This is a genomic window from Pseudoduganella aquatica, from assembly GCF_020865585.1.
GTDB classification, from domain to species: Bacteria; Pseudomonadota; Gammaproteobacteria; order Burkholderiales; family Burkholderiaceae_D; genus Rugamonas; species Rugamonas aquatica_A.
The window spans coordinates 3,697,825-3,719,858 of record NZ_CP086370.1 but is presented as its reverse complement, the minus strand read 5'-3'; the positions used below and the strand labels follow the sequence as shown (position 1 = coordinate 3,719,858).

The window sequence follows — 22,034 nt, the reverse complement described above, 5'->3', positions numbered from 1 at the left end:
TTTTCAGTTCACCATGTATTTAAGCCAAGTTCCAGCTGGGCACGCGAATGAGGCATCCCAACTGCGCCCTTCCCGCATGGCCTTCTCACACTCCGTTTCGTCGGTGCGTGGAATGCCCAGGCTGTCGCCGATGCCGATCACCACGCCCGCTCCCGCATCAGCTACGACGTGCGCTACAGCCGCACCCGCATTCAGCGCCGCGCCGGGCTCCATCAGCTTTTTTTTTAGCAGCACCACGCCCAACACGCCAGCGACGATCAGGACCGCTTCCAGTTTGCCCAGAGCGAACATCAGGCCATCCCCGCATAGAAGTTTTCAAACGGGTCGGTCTCCATGGCGTCGCCGGTCAGCGGCACGGTGTCCTGCAGGACCGGCGGAACATTCGCATACGGCGCGGCGCTACCGCTGGAGCCGTTCACCCATTCCGGGATATGGCTCGCGAGCGCGCCCAGCAGGCCGCCCACAAGCTGGGTCGTGCCGGTGCCGACGCTGCCCGGCATGCTCGATGGGCCGCGCGGGTTGTACTGCGCCGCCGTTCCGGCCGCAGCGGTGCGCGGGCGGCTCAGCAGCATGAAGCCGACTACCGCGACAGCGGCAATCATCAGTGGATCGGTTTCTTTGCTCATGCAATCACTCCGCCGTTCTCGGTAAAGGTTTGGGCCAGCGCGGCATAGGACCGCGTGGGCTGGTTGACGTTCGAATTGGGCAGCGACGCCCACACTTTGCGCAGCTTGTCGATGGCGACGGCCAGGCGCCCGGCCTGCACATCGGCCAGCGCGCCGCGCTCGGCGATCAGCAAGACGGCCATGTCGTCCTGCGTCTGCGGATCGAAGCCACGGCCCCGCAGTTCCGGATACTTCTTCACCAGGGCGTCGTAGGTCGTGCGCGTGATTTGGTACGCTCCCGCCGCGCTGGTCTGGATGGTTTCCCCTGCCAGGTTCGTGTACGGGAACAGCAAGCGCGGGTGGTCCGCGAAGCTGTCAAAGGTGCGCCCGTTGCCGGGCCGCCAGCCGAACAGCGCCCGGTAGCCCTCGTCGCTCAGCGTTCCCTCCGCGTAGCGCAGCATGTCGAGAAACGCCTCGATGTTGTGTCGTGCTTGTTGCATATCCATTCCGTCTATCGCGTCCTGCGTCATATTGAAGATGTCGGCCAAGCTGGGCAGCCGATCAAGAAAGCTGCCGGTCTGGTCTTGCTCGCCCTCGTCGGCTTGGTCGCTCAGCCACTTGTGCAGCATGAGCGTGACCATAGCGACGAGCGCGATGTTTGCGAGCTGGCGATCCATCACAGCACGGTGAACAGCGCGCTACGCAACGACGCGCTATCCACCTGAAAGCTCATGTACCAAAGGGCCAGGCCCGCAGGGATTTTGACGCGGCCATTCTTTTGCAAATCCATAGACACGTAAGCATTCCCACTCGCGTTACTTCCGTAGACGACGGTGCCATCGGTTGGGCTAACGGGCGCCGTGGCCTTTGCCAGTACGACGAATGTGCAGCTTGACCCTGCCAGCAGGTCGAATTTTTCCAGCACCACGCCGTTGACGTTGGTCGCCGCCGTGAGCAGCTCAATGGGCGTATTCGCTGCGCTGGACGCGTTGGAGATGTATTTATGCGTATATGCCACGGTGCTTCCCGATGCGATGTTGAGGGCCAGATTTGGGTCAAGTGCCACCGGCACCCGGTTGGCTGATGTATTGCCCACGGTGATAGCGCCGAAAGTCACAGGTAATGCTTCGGCGGGCGTGTTGCTCACTTTGACCGTATTGGAGAAGGTGCCGTCCAGCTTGAAGGTGTTAAGCGTATTGGCGTCGTCGAACTCACCCGAGCCGATGACGATCTTGCCGGTCACGGCGCTAACGCCGTCCTTCACCTTGAGCGTCCAGCGGGTGGGCTTGCCGGGCAGCCGGATACGCTGGCCGGGGATCAGGTCGACCTCGCCGCCAATGTCCGACTTCACGGACAGTTCGGCGTTGCCGGTAGAGATGCCCTTCTGGTATACGAACAGGTCGCCAGCAACCGCGATGGTCACGCTGGGGTTGGTCGCGTCCAGGGCGAATGGATAGCTTTGCATCAGTTTCCTTTCAATGCGAAGGCAATGCCGACGACAGCGACGGCTGCCAGCGCATACATCACGTTCTTCGAGTCGCCGCCGTCTTTCGCATCAGCGAAAGCCGACTGCGTAGCGCCGAGCGCTTGCTTAGCGAAGCCCAACACCTCGTTGCTGGTGGTCAGCGAGTTGGCGCTGTTCTTTCCGGCGAAGTCCAGCACCGCGCCCAGGGACGCTAGCTGGTTAGCGCCGGTGCTGTTCAGGCTCTTGATGGCCCCGTCGATGGCGCTGCCGCTCAGGCCCAGCGCCTGGCTACCCATCATTCCCATGCTGCCCAGCGACGCGTTTATCGCCCCGAAATCGGTGGAGGTGGACGAGGAAGTGAAATTCGTCACCGTCGTGTTTCCCGAATTCTTGACGCTGCTGTCCGAGAAATTGGTCGAGTTGTTGGTGTTGTCGGTAAAGTTGGTGGTCGAGTTCCGGACGCTGCTGTCCGAGAAATTCGTGGAGTGGTTGCTGCTGTCCGCGAAGTAGGTCGAGTGGTCGCTGCTATCCGAGAAAAAGGTCGAATGGTCGCTGCTGTCCGCGAACGAGGTCGAGGTGCTGGTGTTCCGCACGCTGCTGTCCGAGAAATTCGTGGAGTGATTGCTGCTGTCAGCGAAGCTGGTGTTGTTCGTCGTCGTGTCGTTGCGCACGGCGGTGCTGCCGCCAGTCGCCGCCACGGCGGCGTCGGACGCCACCACGCGGCCATCCGTGCTCGTGATGGTCTCGTTGACGTTGTTGGTCGTGTTGGTGCTGCTGTCGCTGTTGCTGCGTCCGCCGCTCATTTCAGTTTCTTCCTCATGATGTAACCTGCAATTTCATAGCCTTGCGCAATGGCCTTCTTCACCAGGCCCTTGCGCTGCGTCTGGAAGGCCACCGTATCGAACTGCCGCGCCTGGCTGTCGATCAGGCCGTTCAGGACTACCGACAGATCAAACGCGGCGCGCCCGGCGGCGGCCGTGACGAAGACCTCACTCCCCTCCGCAGCCAGGATGTACGCGCCGACGATGGAGCCGTCGGCGGCCAGCACCTTGAAGCACTGGCCTTGTGCCGCCAAACCGTCCAATGTGTATTTGCCCACCGCATCGCACTTAGGCGACACGGCGGCGGCCAGCACCTGGCGCACTTCGTCCAGCCCGCAGGCGGTAGCCCGAATCAACGGCGCACCAACAGCAGCAGCACGAGCCCGCCAGCCGCCAGCAGCGGCAAGTTCTTGCTGCCGATCAGGGAGTCCAAGAGGCCAGTACCGGCGATGCCGTTTGCGTCCGTGTTCCCGGTGGCCGACTGGGTCGCGTTGCCGTGCATGACCACGTTCCATCCCGAATGATCCAGGTTGACCGGCAGGTTGATAGGCAGGTTCACGCCCGCGTTGCTGCCTGCGCTCGAAGGCCCGGCGCTGCCGCCAGTGAACGAGAGCGGCGGCAGGCCTGGCATGCTGGGAATGGCTGCCATATCAGTCCTTCATCAGCAGCACGGCCAGGCCGATCAGCAGGAACATGTTCATGCTGGCCGGCGCGGAGACCGTGACCGGCGCGACGCCATATTGCTGCTGCTTGTCCGCCACGGTTTGCTCGATGCGCGCCTTGATGATCTGCTGGAGACCATTCGCCGCCACCGTGGCCCAGTCGTTCGGGTCCACGGCGTTCGCGTTCAGCGACTGAGCATCCATGTAGCCGGGATTGCTCATGTTGCCGAACAGCGCCATGTTGTTGTAGTTGCTCATGGTCGCCGCCCGCTTACAGGTTGGTTACGTCGTCCAGCACTTCCACAACGACAGTCGATGCGGTGCCGCCTGGGTCGGTCAGGTAGGCATTGATCTCGAACGAGTCATACATGTACGACTTGTCTTCCAGCTGACGCATGGAGGCCACCTGGGCGAAGTGGTTGTTGTCGATCAGGTAGTCCACCACGTAGAGGCGGGACTGCGGCACCTTCTTGAACTGGGACTGGTCGAAACGGTTGTCGGTGCAGTTCTGGTCGAAGAACACCACGCCGTTTTTCTTGCATTCGATACGGGACACGTTGCCGTCGGTGGTGGCGGTCCAGTCGGTGCCGGTGTAGAAGTTCAGCAGACGCTTGACCATCGCACCACGGAAGGACAGGTTCAGCGTTTGCTTGCCTGCGAAAGCCTGCGTTTGGGTGAACGGCATGTACTTCACGACGACCGTATTGCCCTGGCGCTGCTCGAAATAGCCGATGGCGTCGATGCGCGGCGCTACGGCGCTGGCATTGATCGTTAGTTCTACCGTGACCTTGCCCACCGGCAGAACCGCCATCAGGTCGATGCCGCCGATTTCCTTCACCGGGAAATTGGCCTGGTCGCGCTCCACGAAGTCCAGCCACAGGTAGCGGGTGTTCACCGCGCCGTTTTTGTAGGCGTTGATGGCGGCCAACTGCGCGCCGGTCAGGTCCCAGATAGTCTTGGGGCCGATCTTCACTTTCACGCGATCGATATGCGAGGTGTTGAAGGTGGTGCCGGTCAGCTTGAATTTCAGGTTGACCAGGGTGGCCGATTCCGCGTCCAGTTCCAGGGTTGCGACGCCGCCAGCGGCCACGCCAATTACTTGTTTCAGGGGTTTATTCCACATGCGTTTTATTGTCCGGTGAGTGCGCGCTGTACGAGGTTGCGCGTGATGTTGATCTGGTTGAGGCCCCAAATCACGGCCAGCGTTACCGCCGTGCTCTTGAGCATGTTCTTGAAATCCATGCGGCTCCCTTAAGGCAGGAACTGCTTGATGGCGTCAGGAATGGGCACGCTGCCCTTGGCGAATTTCGCTACTGCTACGACGGCCAGCACGAATGCGGCTTGCTTCAGGTAGGTCTTCATGTATGTCCCGGTAGGGTTGATAGGGTCAGGACTCGTACTGCTTCACCAGCGCCTTAAGTGCCGGATTTTTCGACACGATGTAGGCGACGCCTACGACGGCGATGGCGGTCGCAATGAGTTCCTGGGCGATCTTTTTTAGGCTGGGCAGGTAGTCCATGAGCCGGAAGTTACCGGCAGACTGGAGAGGCGAACAGAGGCGGCGACGCCGCTAGAACTACCACTACCCCGGGGTAGTGGTAGTGGCGGATAAGCCAGGGTACGGAGGGGTTACTTGCGTGGGATTTTGGCTACTACGGGGGTAACCGTGCGGGCGTCACGGTCGAAGTGCAGAAAGTGAAACTGGCGCAAATCTTTGATGCGGTCGGGGTGGATGTCCAGCTTGCGGGCCATGACCTTGCGGTGGTCTTCCTCGCCCAGAAAGCCGCACCAGATTTCTGTGGCGTTGCCAAGAAACGCCTTGTCGAGCTGCGCCGGGAACTGGCTGGCGGCGATGATGTGCAGGCCGTCATGGCGGCCATCGTTGCAGCAGTCGGCCCAGGCGGGCGGCGCGTAGCTTGGCGTGGTGTAGCTGCCCAGTTCCTCAATCAGGTAGGTGCAGTTCCCGGCCTCGCTGGCAATCCGGCACAGTTCCTCGAATTCGGCGCGGCGGTTCTTGGTAGTGTCGGCGCGCAGCTTGTAGCGCACGGCGAACTGCTTTTTCAGCGTGGCCCGCTTCACCTCCACCAGGCTGTTGACCATCGGCGCAAATTCGCCGTTCTCGTCCTTCTTGTCGATGATGAGGATGCGCTTGGGTTTGAGGCGGCGCAGCGCCGCCTTCATCAGCACACCCTTGCCCTGGCCGGATTGGGCGATGAAGCCCCAGATTTTGGCATCGTTCTGTACGCCCATCATGCCTCCTGCTGTTCGGAGTCGCCGCCCAGTGGTTTGATGGGCTCTTTCTTCCGGCGGAACCACTTGAGCCAGAACGGCAGCTTGTTCTCGATGGCGCGCTGGCGGAAATAGTCCCGGCCCATCATCACAGCCATGATGGTCGGCGGAAGCGCGACGATGGCAAGCTGGGCCTCTACGCTTAGTAGCGCGCGGGCATTCCAGCCGTGTTTCTGCTCCACGGCGGTGTAGGCCAGGCCGATGCGCTCAACGACGGCTGGCGGGTAACACTCGGCCAGGAACGGGGCCGCCGGGGTCAGCATGCCCACCAGCAGGCCCAGGATGGCGACGTTTTCGGCTGCCGCATCCATCGGGGATTCTGGCTCGGGCAACGGCAGGCCGTCCTCGCCTACCGCCGGGGGCGCAATCTCTGCCTCCAGGCGCTCCACTCGCGCCAGGGCGGCGGTTTGTTCTGGGGTCAGCGGTTCGTCAGCCGCGTGGCTGCCGCTTTTTTGTTCTTGGTCGCTCATGCTGGAACCCTCGCGCCAAGAATAATCTTGAATGAAGCCGTTTCCGGGGCCGCCACGGCCTTTTCAGTCGCCTGCGGCTGACTAGGGTCAGGAGTCGGCACCATCACGGCGCTGGGGGCCTCCTGTACGACGGCTGGCGGGTGGCACAGCTTGCCGATCAACTTGTCATGTTGTGCCTGGCTGCGCGCGTAGTACTGCGAGCCGCAGTCAGGGCAATAGCGATAGGCTTTGGTGTTCTCGCCTTCTTTTTGTTTTACGTGTGCATGTGCGAAGCCGCATTCAGGGCATGCGGTGCGCCCGAGCATCTTGGATGCCATGGTGAAAACCCTTTCTCCCGGCGGCGGTAACCGCCGGGGTAGTGGTAGCCGGGGATACCCTCGTGAGGTAGCCCGGCCAGGTGGTGAAATTTACGCTGCTGCGGGTGCGTCTACTGCTGCGGCGTTTGCTGCTGCCGGTGCTTCGGGTTCAGGGGCGGCCTGTGGCGCGGGCGCCATCACCGCCTGCGCCAGTTGTTCAAACTGCGCTTGCAGCGCGGCGAATTCGGCACGCGTCACGGTGTCCACGACGGGCGCTGGCGCGGCGGGCGCAGGTTCGGCTGGTGCAGCCGGTGTCGCTGGCGCGCCGCCCCAGCCGCCCAGCAGCTTGGACAGCAGCACCAAGATGCCGCGCGCCTCCATGTCTTCGGCGGTGTCGGGCCGCAGCAGCGATTGCAGGCGGACGGCCTTGTCGTTGATGTCGATGATTTCCTGTTGTGCGACTACCATGTTTTCTCCTTGGGGTGGTGGTTTTGATACTCGGGGGTGTCGAAGTAGGCGAAATCGAAGCTTGCGAAGTACTCCGAGTCGTCATGCGGCGCGATTTCTACCGGCCAGGGGGCATCAACCTCCCAGAACGGCGCGGCCACGGCCAGGGCCTGCGTACAGTTATTTACAGAGCTCCAAGGGCGGCTAATCGCCGCCGCGCCGCAGCGCTGCCACTGGTGGCGAGTGCTGGCGAACACGGCGTCCGGCATGGTCTTGCAGAAGATGCCTACTGGCGCGGGGCGCAGCGCCAGGCCGTAGCGGCCCTCGCGCATTTCAGTGCGCGCGGCCAGGCCGATGCGGTACGCGCGGCCCTGGTTCACGCCGCCCTGTGCGTTGATGTAGGCGGCGAAGTCTGCCGCCTGCTCTACGATCACTTCGCCCGTCTCCGCGTCGGTGGTGGTCACGCGCTGGCAGGCCGCCCAGGCCGCGCGCACATGCTCCGGGGCGTCCGCCACCTGTTCGGCGGCGACGCGGCGCAGTTCGCGCCACACCGTTACCGGCGGCTGGCCGACGGCCTGGAATTGGCGGATGCCCCAGGCGCTGGCCCAGGCTTCCACGCGCTGGCACGGCTGGATGATCTGGTCGCCCACGAGGTCGGCGGCGATCACGTTGCCGTCGGCGTCGATGTGTTCGCCCAGGTGGGCATCGTCTATGTTCTTCGCCACGTACTTAGCGATGTAGCCCACGGCAGAGCCCTTGTCGGCTTCAATGCGCACGATCTTGATACGGTTGCGGGCCGCGCCCGGCTCGTCGCGGTCTTCGGCCAGCGCGTAGGCGCGCAGGTTGCGCTGCAAGCGCGTTACCTGCGCCGCTGGCACGAACAGCAGCAAATGCCAGTGCGGGCAGCCGTCGTGGTGCGGCTCGGCGATACGGAAGCCATACGGTGCCAGGCCGTCCCGGTGGTTCTTCGCGCGCACGCACGCCCACACATCCATAAGCGCGGCCTGCGCCTCGCGCGGCGTCGCGCCGTTGTAGTTCGGGTTGATGGTGCCGGACTTCGCCAGCACGGCGTGGTATTTGCTCGGCGCGGTCAGCGTCACGAAAACGCCTACGTGGCCCAGCGTCTGGGCAATGGCCTCGCAGCCCGCCATGCGCAGCATAAGCTCGCCGCGCCGTATGGCCTTGTTGCCGACGCCGCGCGCCGCCAGTTCGGCCAGGGTGAACAGGTCGCCCGCCTCATTGACCATGTTGGTTGCGGCCAGGGCGCGCGCGTTGCGCAGGTTCTGCGCCTGGCGGCGCTGCACGGTCTCATTGCTGGCGTATGCGCCCGCACGGATAGACACGAAGCCCAGGCGGATCGCGGCATGCTCAAAAGTGCGGCCATGCACGCGGCGCAGGTTGCGACGCCACCAGGCCGGGTCCACACAGCGCAGCATGAATTGTCGATCATCGGCCACTCGCGGCGGCTCCAGCCCGGCGTTGACGACCATCCAGGCCAGGCGCGCGCGCAACGCTGCGGTATCGTGGATCATGGCCGTGACGCTGGCGCACTCGTTTGCCCGGCGCTCGGCGGCGATGCACAACTGTGCGTCGGTGGAGTCCAGGGGCAGCGGGGCGCTGGTCACGCGATCCAGTAGCGCCGACAGTTCTTTGTAGCGCGCGGGCATATCACCCAGGATTTGGCCGGCGCGCGCGGCGGTCAGTTCGGTATACGCGCGAATGCCCCAGCGGAGGGGCAAGCCCGCCACCGTCTTGCGGCCGTTTTCTTGCTGGATTACCGGCATCAGTGCAGCAGAACGGTATGGACCGGCGCGGTGTCGCGCATGCACTGCTGGGCAACTGCCAGGTGCGCAATCATGGTGCCCACGGCCAGGTCTATGGCGTGGCGCTCGGCACGGGTGAAGCTGGTCAGCGGATCATATGCGCGCTCGTGCGGGAGGCGTGCGGCCAGCATGACGGCGACGCGGGCTGGAACGGGGACGAGCGCCCAGAAGGCGGCGCGGTCATTTTCGCGGGATTCCGCCGCCACCAGAGCGGCGACGGCTGCGGGGCCAGTGATAGCGGCCTTCATGCATCGGCCTTTGCTGCTTGGCAGGCGTTGAGCATTTCATGGAAATTGGAGGCATAGGCTACGCGCTCGCCGAATTGTTCCGGGTCGCGGGTGAACGCTGCTTCAACGTAGGCTATGGCCTTGGCCGTTGTCAGGGCAACTTCCAGCTGGGGCAGCAGTTCGGCCCGGATCGAAAGATTGACGGTTTTGTAAACGTTTGTAACCTCAGCCACGGCGTCTCCTAGCCTTGCTCTCCAGGGTGAAACGTCGGGCGGAACCGTATGCCTACGGGGTTTGCTAGGAGAGCGATGGGGAATTTCCGCCCGACAGAGCGCATTCTAGTTCGGGTATGCCGAACTAGTCCAGAACTTTCCGAACGTTCCGTTTTTTCTTGACTATGCTATATTCGGCAAATCCCGCCTAGGCATAGGCGGGGCTACACCCTAGGAGAGCCATATGAAAACACCTGAATACTTGGACTTGGTCCGGGAGCGGCTGCAACTGCCGTCCGACTACGCTCTGCAAAAACCGCTGAATGTATCGAAATCTCAGCTGAGCGCATACCGCACCGGCAAGGAACCCATGAGCGACGCTATGGCCCTTCGTGTAGCGGAGATATTGGGAGTGAATCCAGGCGCGATCCTGCTGGACATGCACATCGAGCGCTCGAAGACGCCCGAATTGCGGGCCGTTTGGTCGGGCCTTCTGGACAAATTGTCCGCGTCTTTCACTGACCTCCTATTGGCACATGGTCTGCGCAACTTCGCAGGAGTTGCGCGCCGGTAGGTAGTAGAAGACCGCTTTTCATCGCGACTCCCCGCTCGGGGAGTCCACCAAAAACGCATAACAGAAATATAGATTATGCGAATTATCGGATCAGCACACCCGGTGGTTTATGCCGCTTGAAATCGATGCGGACTTCCGGATTTTCATCGCATTTTTGTTGTCCGCAATAGCAACCGCAGGTTAAATACGTGATAACGTTAACACTCCACCTTAACCAAACCAAACGACTCATGGACTTTTCCCAACGCCTACGGCTGGGGGCCGCCTTGCTTTGCTGCGGCCTGAGCGCCGCCAACTCCGTCCACGCCCAGATCACCGATGCCAAAGCCCAGCATGGCGCGATCGGCATCGTTGAAGACTTCAATCCGGCCCCGCACTCCAGCCATCCCGATGCACAATGGTTCGGGCAAGCCGGTTTCGGCCTGTTCCTGCACTGGGGCGTCAGCAGCGTCTTCGACGCGCGCGGACAGCGAGTCGGCGACTTGTCGTGGCCCATGATGGTCGGCGCCTGGAAGAACAAACAGTTCAACGATCCAAAGGATCAGGAACGCATCATCCGCGAAGCCGACTGGAACTTCGACGGCAAGCCGCCCGTCATTACGCCCAACGCGTATTGGGCAGCGGCCAGGGACTTCAATCCGGACAGATACGATCCAGACAAATGGGTCGCTGCGGCGAAAGCGGCCGGATTCACCTATGTGGTGCTGACCACCCGCCATCACGAAGGCTTTGCGCTGTGGCCCAGTGCGTATGGCAATTTCAACACTAAAAACTACATGGGCGGACGCGATCTGGTGCAGCCCTTCGTCGAAGCCTGCCGGAAGTACGGACTGAAAGTCGGCCTCTATTACTCTCCCCCGGATTGGTATTTCGACCGCGAGTTCACGAATTTCATGTACTACGGCACCGCGCGCCTGAATCCCTGGCTGCCTGAACTCGATGCGGATCTCAAGCCGCGCAAAACAATCAAGACCAAGGAAGAAAAAGCCCGGCACCTGGTGGAATACAACGCCATGGTCAAAGGCCAGGTTGAGGAATTGCTCACGCGTTACGGCAAGATCGATATGCTGTGGTTCGACGGCGCCATTCCCGCGCCTGAGGGCGACGCACCGCGCCTGACGCAGGCACGTGTGCGCGAACTCCAGCCCGGCATTGTGCTTTCGCCGCGCTACTTCCACGACGGCGACTTCGTCACTTTCGAAGGCCCCACGCTCAAAACCAGCCAGATCGCGCGCAAGCATTGGGCCGAATGGTGCACGACATGGACCAAGGGGTGGGCCTATAACGACGCGCCGTTCTACGCCAATGGCTACGAACTGGGCAATCTCGCGCTTGCCAGGTCGCTCAATATGAACTTCCTGATCGGCGTTGGCCCGGATGCGCGCGGCGAACTGCACCCTGAGGCATACCGGAGCATGGCCGAGGTCGCTGGATGGATGAAGCTGAACCGGCCAGCCGTGCAGGCCGCCGCATTGCCGGAGGGCGAAAAGGCCAATGTGCCCGCCACCGCCGCCGGCAAGCAGCGCTTCCTGTTTGCGGTGCCCGAGTTCAAAAAGGAAGACCGCGCGCTCGATTCCGACCTGGTCCCGGCGGTTGACAAGGACCTTGTGCTGAATGGCCTGGCCGCCGCGCCGCTCACCGTGGTGCTGCTAGGCGACGGAAAGCCGGTAAAAAGCGCGTTCAAGGACGGAAAGCTCACCGTCCACCTGCCCGCAACCCGCCGCAGCAAGTTGCCGGACGTGGTTGCGGTGCAGCTGCCTTAACGCGATGCTGCCGCCGCCTTGGCGCGGGCGGCGTGCAGCTTTTTGTAGCTGTCGATCAGGCGCTCGTGGCGCTCCAGGCCTTCCAGCTTCATGCTGGTTGGCGTCAGGCCGTAGAAGCGCACGCTGCCGTCCACCGAGCCCAGCACCGCGTCCATGCGCTCGTTGCCGAACATGCGGCGGAAGTTGACCTCGTAGTCTTCCAGCTCAAGGTCGTCGTCCAGCTCGACTTCCAGCACTACGTTGAGCGCCTGGTAGAACAGCCTGCGCTCGACCGTGTTGTCGTTGTACTGCAGGAAGGCTTCCACCAGTTCCTGCGCTTCCTCGAACTGCTGCAAGGCCAGATGGATCAGCAGCTTCAGCTCCATGGTGGTTAGCTGGCCCCAGACCGTGTTTTCGTCGAACTCGATGCCGATCAGCGTTGCGATGTCGCCGTACTCGTCCAGTTCACTGTTCTCCAGGCGGTCCAGGAGGGCTTCCAGGCTGGCTTCGTCCAGGCGGTGCAGGTTCAAAATATCGGAACGGAACAGCAGCGCCTTGTTGGTGTTGTCCCAAACCAGGTCTTCCACCGGGTAGATTTCCGAATACCCTGGCACCAGGATGCGGCAAGCCGTGGCGCCCAGGTTGTCGTACACCGCCATATAGGCTTCTTTGCCCATGTCCGCGAGGATGCCGAACAAGGTTGCGGCCTCTTCGGCATTCGAGTTCTCGCCCTTGCCGGAAAAATCCCATTCCACGCAGTCGTAGTCGGCTTTGGCGCTGAAGAAGCGCCACGATACGATGCCGCTTGAATCGATGAAGTGTTCGACGAAGTTGTTCGGCTCGGTCACGGCGTTGCTGGCAAAGGTAGGCCGTGGCAGATCATTCAGGCCCTCGAAACTACGGCCCTGCAGCAATTCCGTCAGGCTGCGTTCCAGCGCCACTTCCAGGCTTGGATGCGCGCCGAAGGAGGCAAACACGCCGCCCGTGCGCGGGTTCATCAAGGTGACGCACATGACCGGGTAGGTGCCGCCCAGCGACGCGTCCTTCACCAGCACAGGGAAGCCCTGTTCTTCCAGGCCGCGTATGCCGGCCAGGATGCCGGGGTATTTCGCCAGCACTTCCTGCGGTACGTCCGGCAGCGCGATTTCGCCTTCCAGGATCTCGCGTTTCACAGCGCGTTCGAAAATCTCGGACAGGCATTGCACCTGCGCTTCGGCCAGCGTATTGCCGGCGCTCATGCCATTGCTGACGAACAGATTTTCGACCAGGTTGGACGGGAAATAGACTTCCTTGCCGTCGGAAATACGCACATACGGCAGCGAACAAATGCCGCGTTCCGTATTGCCGGAGTTGGTGTCGATCAGGTGCGATCCGCGCAGTTCGCCGTCCGGGTTGTAGATTTCAAGGCTGTATTCGTCCAGGATTTCCGGCGGCAGCGCATCTTTGCGGCCAGGCTTGAACCAGCGCTCGTTCGGGTAATGCACAAACTCCGCGTGGGCAATGTCTTCGCCCCAGAACGAGCCGGCGTAAAAGTGGTTATTGTTCAGGCGTTCGATGTATTCGCCCAGGGCCGACGCCAATGCGCTTTCCTTGGTTGCGCCTTTGCCGTTGGTGAAGCACATCGGCGAATGCGCGTCGCGGATATGCAGCGACCACACATTGGGAATGATATTGCGCCACGACGCGATCTCGATCTTGATGCCCAGGCCGGCCAGCACCGACGACATATTGGCGATGGTCTGCTCCAGCGGCAGATCCTTGCCCAGGATGTAGGTGCTGGCGTCGGTATCCGGCTTCAGCGTCAGCAGGGCCTGCGCATCGGCGTCCAGGTTCTCGACTTCTTCAATGATGAATTCGGGGCCTTGCTGCACCACTTTTTTCACGGTGCAGCGGTCGATCGAGCGCAAAATACCCTGGCGGTCTTTGGCGGAAATATCCGCCGGCAGCTCGACCTGGATCTTGAAAATCTGCTGATAACGGTTTTCCGGATCAACGATATTGTTCTGCGACAGGCGGATATTTTCAGTCGAAATATTGCGCGTGTCGCAGTACAGCTTCACGAAATAGGCGGCGCACAGCGCCGACGAAGCCAGGAAATAGTCGAACGGGCCAGGTGCGGAGCCATCGCCTTTATAGCGGATGGGCTGGTCGGCAATCACCGTAAAATCATCGAATTTGGCTTCCAAACGAAGCTTATCGAGAAAGTTGACCTTAATTTCCATGGGGGAGTTCCAATAGTGTTCTGTGAATTGGGCACCATTATAGGCTGCCGGCCGGTTTGCGGCTAAGGCTGCTCGGCCCTTTGGCCGCTCACCGAGGCCATGATTTCGTCGTGGCGCTGGTTGTCGGTCTTGTGCAGATAGGCTGCGGTGGTGGCGATGCTGGCGTGGCCGGCCGTGTCCTGCAGGGTCTTGAGCTGCACGCCGTTGTTGGCGTGGTTGGTCAGCATGCTGTGCCGCAGCCAGTGCGCGGACGCCTGCCTCAGCGTGGCCGCCATGTCGCTGTCGCCTTGCGCCGCCGCCGCGCCGGCCGCCGCTGCGAACACGGCTTTGAGCGCGTTGGATGCGGCTTCGTCGGTCAGACGCGCCGGCTCGCGGCTGCGGCTGGACAGCACCAGCGGCGTGGTGTCGGCGCGGCCGGATTGCGGCAGCATGCCGTAGGCCTGGCGGTAGGCGCGGTAGGCGTCCAGCAGCTCGGGCGGCACTGGCACGCGGCGCGGCTTGTTGCCTTTGCCGAGCAGGTCCAGCCACCAGCGGCCGCCGCCTTCGGTGTACAGGTCGCCCATATTCGCGCTGACGATTTCGTTCAGGCGCGCGCCGGTGTGCGCATAGGCCAGCAGCAGGAACAGGTCGCGCGCGCGGCGGCGCATTTCGGACGGCAAATCGGCGGCGCGGCTGGCCACGGTCGACAACGCCAGGCCGATCGCATCCTGGCTCAGATAGCGCGTAATCCGGCTGCCGCCGCGCGTCTTTACATGCTTGACCAGGGCGCCGGGATCGCGCCGCAGATAGCCTGTTTGTTCGGCAAACGCCATCAGCCCCTTGACGGCGATCATGGCCTGGCGCCGGCTCGGGTCCGACAGCGGCCCGGTGAACGGCCTGTAGCGCGGGTCCGTGCGTGGCCATTTGGTGGTGGAAATCCAGTCCGGCGGCGGCTCCCGCAGGAATTCCTTGTAGGCGTTCAGGTCCGCCACTTGCAGCTGCCGCAGCGACTTTCCGGCTTCCTCGCGGCACCAGGTCAGGAAGCGGAACAGCTCTTTTTGCGTGTTGGTGCGGGATTTGGCGCTCAGCTCGCCGTGGCCGATGAACTCGCGCGCAATTTCGCTGTCCGTGCGCGCGTCCGTCAGCGCATCTTCCGGCATTTCACGGTAAGGATACAAATCCGTTCGCGGGGCCTGCCCGGTCAGCGGTTCCAGGTTGATCAAGGAAAATTTACTGGTCATAAACACAGTATAACATACAGTATTTTGTACAGTATTCTTACTCGACAATATAAACAGTAATCTCGAGTTTAATATTTTCCGAAATCGGACCGGAAGCCGTGGCCTCCGGTCCGGGCATGCATCAGGCCAGCGTGGTCTTTACATTGGTGCTGGCGTACAGCGCTTTCGAGTACGGGCAAGTCGCGTGCGCGCGGTCGATAATCTTCTGCGCCACTTCCCTGTCCACGCCCGGCAGGCTCACGTGCAGGCGGGCTTGCAGCTGGAAACCTTCATCGCCCTTGGCCAGGTCTACTTCCGCGTCGACTGCGGCGCCGGCCGGCACGGCCAAGCCCAGCTCGGCGCTAGCCTTCCCTATCGCGCCCAGATAGCACGCGGACCACCCCGCCGCCAGAAGCTGCTCGGGATTGGTCCCCTCCCCCTTGGACCAGGGCGCGCTCAGCTTCACGTCCAGGCGGCCGTCTGAGCTGCGCGAGGCGCCGTCGCGCCCGCCGGTGGTGCGGGTCTTGCCGGTGTACAGTACTTCCTGAATCTTGTTGCTCATGGTGATGTTCCAATATTTTGAAAGTTAAGTGGATGCTGCTTATTCCGCAGTGGGTTTATCCCTGCGTGAATTCTTTTGCGTGGCTGCGGACAAAGTCGCGCGCGCCCATGGGCTCCTGCCCTGTCAGCTGGAAGAAGTCGCCGCTCATGCGGTCATAGCGCCCTTCCAGATGCAGTTCGGCCATCACGCCCAAGTGGCTCAACAAGTGCTGCGGCACGCCCAGGCCGCGCAGTTTGTCGGTCCACGCCGCCACCGGCACGTTCACATAGCTGATGGTGCGGCCCAGCGCCGCGCTGAATTCGTGCGCGTACTGCTGCAGATCCAGCGATTCGGGGCCGGTCAGGTTGTAGATGCGGCCGACGTGGGGCGCAGGGTCCGCCAGTATCACGGCGGCGGCGCGCGCCACGTCCACGGCGGAAATGGGCGAGGTTTTGCTGCTGCCCAGAGGCAGAACCAGCTGGTCGCGCTCTTTCACGCCGGCCGCTGCCAGACGCAGGAAGAATCCCTCGAAAAACACCGTCGGCCGCAGCGTCACCACCGGCAAGCCGGACCATGCCAGCGCCTGCTCTGCCAGCCAGTGCAGCTTGTGCTGCGGGCTGCCGGTGGTTTCGGTGATGCTCATCTGGGACACCGTCATCTGCGACATATTGACGATGGCTTCCACACCGTGATGACGCGCCACCGCAGTCAGGTTGACCGTCGCTGCCAGGTAATCCGCCGAAACCGACATGCCGAAGTAGATGCGCGCGCAGCCTTCCACCGCGCGGTGCATGTCGTCCAGGCTGGTCAGGTCTCCCACCACCACTTCGGCGCCGAGCTGCCGCAGGGCTTCCGCGCGCTCGTCTTCCCGCCGCACCAGTGCCCGCACCTTGTGGCCCTGGGCCAGCAACATGGCCGTGAGATGGCGGCCAATGGCGCCGACGTCGCCCGCCGCGCCTGTTACCAGTATGGGTTTGCCCTGCTGCGCTTGCGTGTTCATGACTGCTCCTTCCTTATAATGTAGATACACCATTGTGGGTAAAAAAATGAAAGACTACTCCGGCGGCAGGCTGTCCGCCACACTAACCAACGACGCGGCCCCCTCCTCGCCCAGCAACCGCCGGGCCTTTGCCTGCGCGGCTCGCCAGGCCGGGCCTGCCGCATGCAGGAGCGCGCGGCCCGCCGGGGAGATCAGGATGGGCCGGCTACGGCCGCTATCCGGCGTCACCTCCTCCGCCCAGCCCTCGTTCAGCACCACTTGCAGGTTGCGGGTGGATGTGGAGCGCTCCTGGTGGCTGGCGCGCGCCAGGTCCGCCCTGCTCGCGCCCTTCATGCGCGCAATCCGCACCAGCAGGGAAAACTGCGACGAAGTCAGGCCATGGGGCCGTAACTCGCTGTCGTAAATACTCGTGATGACGCGGGAAATCGTCCGCGTCCTCGTCAACAGGCAATGGGCGACCACGTCTTCCATCAGACTGGCGTCGGCTTGCGGTGTGGAGGCGGTGTTTTTCATCATGAAAACCAGTATGGTGCAGATACACCATACTGTCAAGCGAATTTAGTTGGGCGACGATTCGGTCATCAGCTCGGCCACCCAGTCGATAAAGGCGCGCACCGTGGGCGACAAATGGCGGTTCTGCGGATACATGACGGAAATGGGCACGCGCGGCGACTGGTAGCCCGTCAGCAGCGGCATCAGCGCGCCGGACAGTATGTGGGGCCGCAACAGGTAGGATGCAGTGCAGATCAGGCCCAGCCCCTGCAGGCCCGCCTGCACATAGGTGCTGGTGTCGTTGGTGGACATGCGGCTCTTCACCGGAACGCTGATGGTGGAATGGCCCTCGCTGAACACCCAGTCCATCTCCCGGCCCGTTCGGCCAAGCAGATAGCCCACCGCATGGTGGTCCTGCAGGTCTTCCAGCGTCTGCGGCGCGCCGTATTGCGCAATATAGGACGGCGCGGCGCACACGGTCCAGCCGAAGCTGGCAATCCGGCGTGCCACCAGTGACGTGGAATCCTCGGGCTGGCCGGCGCGGATCACGCAGTCTATGCCCTCTTGCACCAGGTCCACCGGCCGGTCGCTCACGGTGACGGCGATCTGCACCTCCGGATAGCGGTCCAGGAATTGCCCTACCGACGGAATCACGAAGTTGCGCGCGAAAGACGGCGTCATGTCCACCCGCAGCTTGCCGCGCGGCCGGCCCACATTGCCCGCAAAGCCGGACTCCACTTCATTGAGTTCATCCAGCAGGCGGCGGCAATGGGCGTAGTAGATGCTGCCGTCGGGTGTGAGGCTGAGGCGGCGCGTGGTCCTTTGCAGCAGGCGCACGCCCAGGTGCGACTCCAGTTCCTTCAGCGCGCGCGTGACTGTCGACGGCGGCAGAGACAAGCCCTCGGCGGCCTTGTTGAAGCTGTTGACTTCCACAACCCGCACAAACATGCGCATGGCTTCCAGCCTGTCCATTCCCGCTCCCGCAATACTGGTTTATCGGCTGCGCCGCTTGATCAGCGCTCGATCAAAATAGGCACTTGCTTGAAGGCTGGCGTGTTCGAGCCGCGCGCAGTCAGGTCCGGCGAGGACAGTGGCGTCAGCTCTGGGAAGTAGCCAAACACATCGTCGCCCCGGATAGGATACTCGACCAGGCGGTAGCCTTCCACCACGCGTTCGATTCCGTCGACCGACGCGGCGCGCAGATTGACCGTGTCTCCGTCCTTGAAGCCCAGCCGCGCCAGCGTGGCCGGGCCGATGAACAGCACCTTGCGCGTGCCGTGCACGCCACGGTAGCGGTCCACTTCCCCCGTGGGGTCGTGGTACACCGTGGTGTTGTACTGGCGGTGCGCGCGCACCGTGGCCAGGCACACTACCCTGTCGCCATGCACGGCGCGGGCGCGCTGCATGATGCCGTCCTGCGGCAGCGCGTGCGGCGCGAAGTTGGCCTTGCCGCTGTCCGTCTTCCATTCCCTCAGCGCCGCCGTATTGGGCAGGTGGAAGCCACGCTTGCGGCGGATGTTGGCGTTGTACTGCTCAAAGCCCGCCACCGCGCCTTGCGCCACGCGCTCGATCAGATCGCGCGTCAGGTCGTAGTCGCGGCCCATGCCGGCCCAGTCTATGGTGGACCCGGGCAGCGTGTGGCGCGCCAGTTCGGTCACGATATGCGGCTCCGAGCGCAGCTTTTCGCTGGCAGGCCGGTTGCGGCCGGTGGACGCGTGCACCATGCTGGCCGTGTCCTCCACGCTGACGAACTGCTGGCCGCCGGCCTGCTCGTCATGTTCTGTTCGGCCCAGGCAAGGCAGCAGCAGGCCGGTCTGGCCGGGGTACAAATGGGTGCGATTGAGTTTGGTGGCGATGTGCACCGTCAGCTTGCAGCGCGACAGCGCGTCCAGCACGCGCGGGCTGTCCGGCCCAGCCACGGCGAAGTTGCCGCCCAGGCTGGTGAAGGCGTGCACCGAACCGTCCAGCAGGCCACGAATGACGGACACCGCGTCCAGTCCCGGTGCGGACGGCGGCGTGAAGCCGAACACGCGCTCCAGGCCTTGCAGCCATTCGGCTTTGGGCCGGCTGGTCACGCCCACCGTGCGGTCGCCTTGCACATTGGAGTGCCCACGCACAGGCATCAGGCCTGCACCGGGCTTGCCGACGTTGCCGCGCAAAAGCATCAGATTGGTCAGCATCTGGATGGTCTCGACTGCGTACTCGTTCTGGGTCAGGCCCATGCACCAGGTGCTGATGGTGGCGTTCGAGGCCGCGTACAGCTGCGCGGCCTGCTCCATCTGGGCGCGGGACAGGCCGCTGCTGCGTTCAATCTCTGGCCAGTCCTGGACGCGCACCACGGCTTCCAGCGCTTCAAAACCTTGCGTGTGGTCGGCGATGAAAGCGCGGTCCAGCAAGCCGGGCGCGCGGCTGTCCGCCTCCAGCAGCGCCTTGATGATGCCGGTGATGGCCGCCAGGTCGCCGCCCACGCGCACCTGGTAGTACTCGTCCGCGATGGGCGTACTGCTGCCGGTCAGCAGTTCGCCTGCCGCCTGCGGGTCGGTGAATTTCTGCAGGCCGCGCTCCAGCAGCGGGTTGAATACCACGATTTTGCAGCCGCGCAGCTTGGCATGGCGCAGGTCGCCGAGCATGCGCGGGTGGTTGGTGGCAGGGTTCTGGCCGAATACGAAAACGGCCTCCGCATGCTCGAAATCCTCGCGCGTGACAGTGGATTTTCCCACGCCGATGGACAGGCGCAGTGCGTCGCCGGAAGCCTCGTGGCAGTAATTGGACGAATCCGGCAGATTGTTGGTGCCGAACGCACGCGCGAACAGCTGGTACGGGAAGGCCGCTTCATTGCTGCTGCGGCCGGACGCGTAGAACACGGCACGGTTCGGACAGTCCAGCGCACGCAGGGAGGCGCCGGCCAGTTCGAAAGCCTGTGCCCATTCAATTTCACGGTAAGTGTCGCTGGCGCGGTCGTACAGCATGGGCGCGGTCAGGCGGCCGAGCGCTTCAAGCTGCCATTCCTCGTTCTTCCGCAATTCGCTGACGGTATGCGCAGCGAAATGCGCGGGCGTAGCGCGCTTGGGCGTAGCTTCGTGCGAAATCGCCCAGGCGCCCTGCTCGCAGAAATCCACCGCCTTGTCGGTAGGCGAATCCGGATAGGCGCAGCCGGGGCAGTCTATCCCCTGCGGCTGGTTCACGTGCGCCAGCGTTTGCAGGGCGGGGAAAGGGCCATAACCGGTGAGCGCGCGGGCCGTGCCGCGCAGGGAGCCAAAGCCGCCGGCAGGCTTGCCGTAGGCTTGAATGGGAATGAATTTGTCCGACAAAGCAGAAACTCCAGTGACGCCGAAAGCCGCGAACTTTACCACAGGGCCGCGCGCGCACAAATACGTGCGCGGCGCCCTGCCCTGCGTCCGCGTTTCCGTGTCAGCGCAGCACGCGCTGCACCGCCATCAGCAGCCCGGCGGCCACGGCGAAGACAGCCAGGAAGCCGAAGTAGTCCAGTGCGGACAGCATGGCGGCTTGCTGGTTCAGCTGCTGCGCCAGCGTGGCCACCGCCATTTGCGCGGACTGCGCGCCGTGGCTGGCTGCGAACTGCCCGCCAAGCTGGTCCACGGCTTCGCTGAACGCCGCGCCGCTGCTGCCGAATTGGCGCGCCAGCACCGCCACATGTTCGCTGGTGCGCCATTGCAGCGAGAGCGCAGCGCCGGCCGTTCCGGCGGCGAGGCCGAATTGCGACAGCATGTTTTTCAGTTGCTGGCCGTGTGCAAAAGCCAGTTCGTCGCGCTGCAGGTCTACAAAGGTCTGGATCGCCGTGGTAGCCATGACCAGGATGATGAACACGCCATACGCTGCAATCGCAGGCGCCACGTGTGTCCACAGCCCCGCCTCGCCGCTCAGGCGCGCCAGCAGTATGCCGCAGGCGGCCAGCGAGGCGAAGCCCGCCACGTAGAACTTCTTCGGCGACGGGAACTTGGGCAGGATGGTGGCCATGATCCAGAACGCGGGCAGCGCGGCCATCAAGCCGGTGGCCTGGACCTGGCCGATCACTTCCCAGGGGAAGCCGAGCGCGCGCTGCATAAGCACGGGCAGCATGGTGTTGTTTGCGCCCAGCACCACGTAGCACAGCGTGAACAGGCCCAGTCCGGCCAGGTAGCGCGGCTTGAACAGGCGATTCAGCACCAGCAGCGGGCTGGCGTGCTCGTACTGGTGGCGCGCAAAGTACAGCAGCGCCGCGCTGCCGGTCAGGATGGCAAGCACCAGCGGCAACGCATCGGCATAGAAGTCATACGTGGCGCGCTGCAGGGCGTACAGACTCAGTAGCGCCCCGCCCAGCATCACCACCAGCTGCAACGGATGCGCTTCCGTGCGCTGGGCATCCGGCGCCGGGTCGGAAGGCAGGCAGAAGCCGGCCAGCAGCGCCGCCAGGGATGCGAGCACGGACAGCAGCACGAAGATGGCGGGCCAGCTGTCCTGCGCCACGGCGATGGAGGCGAACCAAGGCGCCAGCGCATTACCGATGGCGAGCGCGCTGGCGAATACCTTGATGCCGAGGAAGCGGCGCGGGCTGGGCGGCATCAGGTTGATCATCAGGCGCGCGCTGGTCATGAAGGCTGCGCCGCCCATGCCCATGACCGCGCGGCCGAGCAGGAATTGCGGGAAGGAGCCGCTGCTGGCGCAGACCGCCGCACCGGCGACGAACAATGCCGCCGACACCTGGATGAACAGCCGCCAGCCCATGCGCTCCACTAGCCAGCGCTGCTTGGAGATCGCGGCGATGGCCACCACCGCATACACTGCCGTGACGATGGTGAATTCCTCCGGCGTGGCGCCTATGCCGCCCATGATGGGGCCTGCGCCAAAGGCGATCATGCCGGCCTGGAGAAATTCAATCGCGTTCAGCACGAAGATGGTGGCCAGCAGCGTGCGCTCGTGGGGATGCCGGGGCGGTGCGGGCTGCAT

27 protein-coding genes are annotated in these 22,034 nt (G+C 63.2%); 2 read left to right on the top strand and 25 right to left on the bottom strand.

The window, feature by feature from the left end; genetic code table 11:
• Positions 1–3: 3 nt before the first annotated feature.
• From KT882_RS16575 to KT882_RS16500, 17 genes are all read right to left on the bottom strand, one after another.
• Positions 4–291, bottom strand: a complete 288-nt coding sequence (locus KT882_RS16575; protein ID WP_228892548.1) for a hypothetical protein — start codon at positions 289–291, stop codon at positions 4–6.
• A complete protein-coding gene (locus tag KT882_RS16570) occupies positions 291–626 on the bottom strand; it encodes a hypothetical protein (protein WP_228892547.1) in 336 nt (111 codons plus the stop codon). Before KT882_RS16570 ends, KT882_RS16575 begins: the two co-directional genes overlap by 1 nt.
• The gene (locus KT882_RS16565) at positions 623–1,282 is read right to left on the bottom strand and encodes a glycoside hydrolase family 24 protein (RefSeq protein WP_228892546.1); all 660 of its coding nucleotides are present in this window, start codon (positions 1,280–1,282) and stop codon (positions 623–625) included. Before KT882_RS16565 ends, KT882_RS16570 begins: the two co-directional genes overlap by 4 nt.
• Positions 1,282–2,070: a hypothetical protein gene (locus KT882_RS16560; RefSeq protein ID WP_228892545.1), complete on the bottom strand. Its 789-nt coding sequence runs from the start codon at positions 2,068–2,070 to the stop codon at positions 1,282–1,284. Before KT882_RS16560 ends, KT882_RS16565 begins: the two co-directional genes overlap by 1 nt.
• Entirely contained in the window at positions 2,070–2,873 is an 804-nt protein-coding gene (locus KT882_RS16555; RefSeq protein WP_228892544.1) for a hypothetical protein, read from the bottom strand. The genes KT882_RS16560 and KT882_RS16555 overlap by 1 nt, the downstream gene beginning before the upstream one ends.
• Entirely contained in the window at positions 2,870–3,247 is a 378-nt protein-coding gene (locus KT882_RS16550; protein ID WP_228892543.1) for a hypothetical protein, read from the bottom strand. The genes KT882_RS16555 and KT882_RS16550 overlap by 4 nt, the downstream gene beginning before the upstream one ends.
• Positions 3,244–3,540 (bottom strand): hypothetical protein, encoded by a 297-nt coding sequence (locus KT882_RS16545; RefSeq protein ID WP_228892542.1) that lies wholly within the window; start codon positions 3,538–3,540, stop codon positions 3,244–3,246. Before KT882_RS16545 ends, KT882_RS16550 begins: the two co-directional genes overlap by 4 nt.
• A 1-nt stretch (position 3,541) precedes the next feature.
• Complete coding sequence (locus KT882_RS16540; RefSeq protein WP_228892541.1) at positions 3,542–3,811, bottom strand: hypothetical protein; 270 nt, start codon at positions 3,809–3,811, stop codon at positions 3,542–3,544.
• A gap of 13 nt (positions 3,812–3,824) precedes the next feature.
• A complete protein-coding gene (locus KT882_RS16535; RefSeq protein ID WP_228892540.1) occupies positions 3,825–4,676 on the bottom strand; it encodes a major capsid protein P2 in 852 nt (283 codons plus the stop codon).
• 264 nt (positions 4,677–4,940) lie between these two features.
• A complete protein-coding gene (locus tag KT882_RS30665; protein ID WP_267478615.1) occupies positions 4,941–5,072 on the bottom strand; it encodes a hypothetical protein in 132 nt (43 codons plus the stop codon).
• A 110-nt stretch (positions 5,073–5,182) separates the two neighbouring features.
• A complete protein-coding gene (locus KT882_RS16530; RefSeq protein ID WP_228892539.1) occupies positions 5,183–5,806 on the bottom strand; it encodes a hypothetical protein in 624 nt (207 codons plus the stop codon).
• Positions 5,803–6,312 (bottom strand): hypothetical protein, encoded by a 510-nt coding sequence (locus KT882_RS16525; protein ID WP_228892538.1) that lies wholly within the window; start codon positions 6,310–6,312, stop codon positions 5,803–5,805. The genes KT882_RS16530 and KT882_RS16525 overlap by 4 nt, the downstream gene beginning before the upstream one ends.
• The gene (locus KT882_RS16520) at positions 6,309–6,629 is read right to left on the bottom strand and encodes a hypothetical protein (protein ID WP_228892537.1); all 321 of its coding nucleotides are present in this window, start codon (positions 6,627–6,629) and stop codon (positions 6,309–6,311) included. Before KT882_RS16520 ends, KT882_RS16525 begins: the two co-directional genes overlap by 4 nt.
• A 90-nt stretch (positions 6,630–6,719) precedes the next feature.
• Positions 6,720–7,076 carry a hypothetical protein gene (locus KT882_RS16515; RefSeq protein WP_228892536.1) on the bottom strand — a complete coding sequence of 119 codons (357 nt, stop codon included), beginning with the start codon at positions 7,074–7,076 and terminating at the stop codon, positions 6,720–6,722.
• Entirely contained in the window at positions 7,070–8,839 is a 1,770-nt protein-coding gene (locus tag KT882_RS16510; protein ID WP_228892535.1) for a replication endonuclease, read from the bottom strand. Before KT882_RS16510 ends, KT882_RS16515 begins: the two co-directional genes overlap by 7 nt.
• Positions 8,839–9,084, bottom strand: a complete 246-nt coding sequence (locus KT882_RS16505) for a hypothetical protein (protein WP_228892534.1) — start codon at positions 9,082–9,084, stop codon at positions 8,839–8,841. The genes KT882_RS16510 and KT882_RS16505 overlap by 1 nt, the downstream gene beginning before the upstream one ends.
• 38 nt (positions 9,085–9,122) lie before the next feature.
• Positions 9,123–9,338, bottom strand: coding sequence for a hypothetical protein (locus KT882_RS16500; RefSeq protein WP_228892533.1), 216 nt, complete (start codon positions 9,336–9,338; stop codon positions 9,123–9,125).
• Between the two features lie 223 nt (positions 9,339–9,561).
• On the opposite strand from KT882_RS16500, the gene KT882_RS16495 reads away from it, so the two are divergent.
• Positions 9,562–9,891, top strand: a complete 330-nt coding sequence (locus KT882_RS16495) for a DUF3693 domain-containing protein (RefSeq protein WP_228892532.1) — start codon at positions 9,562–9,564, stop codon at positions 9,889–9,891.
• Positions 9,892–10,121: 230 nt separating this feature from the next.
• Complete coding sequence (locus KT882_RS16490) at positions 10,122–11,654, top strand: alpha-L-fucosidase (RefSeq protein ID WP_161072905.1); 1,533 nt, start codon at positions 10,122–10,124, stop codon at positions 11,652–11,654.
• Here KT882_RS16490 and KT882_RS16485 read toward each other — a convergent pair.
• The 8 genes from KT882_RS16485 to KT882_RS16450 form a co-directional block, all read right to left on the bottom strand.
• On the bottom strand, positions 11,651–13,855 hold the full coding sequence (locus KT882_RS16485) for an OsmC domain/YcaO domain-containing protein (RefSeq protein WP_228892531.1): 2,205 nt from the start codon (positions 13,853–13,855) through the stop codon (positions 11,651–11,653). The two genes, KT882_RS16490 and KT882_RS16485, sit on opposite strands and share 4 nt — an antisense overlap.
• 62 nt (positions 13,856–13,917) lie before the next feature.
• Positions 13,918–15,057 (bottom strand): tyrosine-type recombinase/integrase, encoded by a 1,140-nt coding sequence (locus KT882_RS16480; RefSeq protein ID WP_228892530.1) that lies wholly within the window; start codon positions 15,055–15,057, stop codon positions 13,918–13,920.
• A gap of 139 nt (positions 15,058–15,196) precedes the next feature.
• Positions 15,197–15,616, bottom strand: coding sequence for an organic hydroperoxide resistance protein (locus KT882_RS16475; RefSeq protein ID WP_161072902.1), 420 nt, complete (start codon positions 15,614–15,616; stop codon positions 15,197–15,199).
• Positions 15,617–15,671: 55 nt separating this feature from the next.
• A complete protein-coding gene (locus KT882_RS16470; RefSeq protein WP_228892529.1) occupies positions 15,672–16,595 on the bottom strand; it encodes an NmrA family NAD(P)-binding protein in 924 nt (307 codons plus the stop codon).
• 54 nt (positions 16,596–16,649) lie between these two features.
• The gene (locus tag KT882_RS16465) at positions 16,650–17,147 is read right to left on the bottom strand and encodes a MarR family winged helix-turn-helix transcriptional regulator (RefSeq protein WP_228892528.1); all 498 of its coding nucleotides are present in this window, start codon (positions 17,145–17,147) and stop codon (positions 16,650–16,652) included.
• 6 nt (positions 17,148–17,153) lie between these two features.
• Positions 17,154–18,059 carry a LysR family transcriptional regulator gene (locus tag KT882_RS16460; RefSeq protein ID WP_161072900.1) on the bottom strand — a complete coding sequence of 302 codons (906 nt, stop codon included), beginning with the start codon at positions 18,057–18,059 and terminating at the stop codon, positions 17,154–17,156.
• Positions 18,060–18,100: 41 nt separating this feature from the next.
• Positions 18,101–20,398, bottom strand: a complete 2,298-nt coding sequence (locus KT882_RS16455) for an FdhF/YdeP family oxidoreductase (RefSeq protein WP_228892527.1) — start codon at positions 20,396–20,398, stop codon at positions 18,101–18,103.
• Between the two features lie 100 nt (positions 20,399–20,498).
• The gene (locus tag KT882_RS16450; RefSeq protein ID WP_161072898.1) at positions 20,499–22,034 is read right to left on the bottom strand and encodes an MFS transporter; all 1,536 of its coding nucleotides are present in this window, start codon (positions 22,032–22,034) and stop codon (positions 20,499–20,501) included.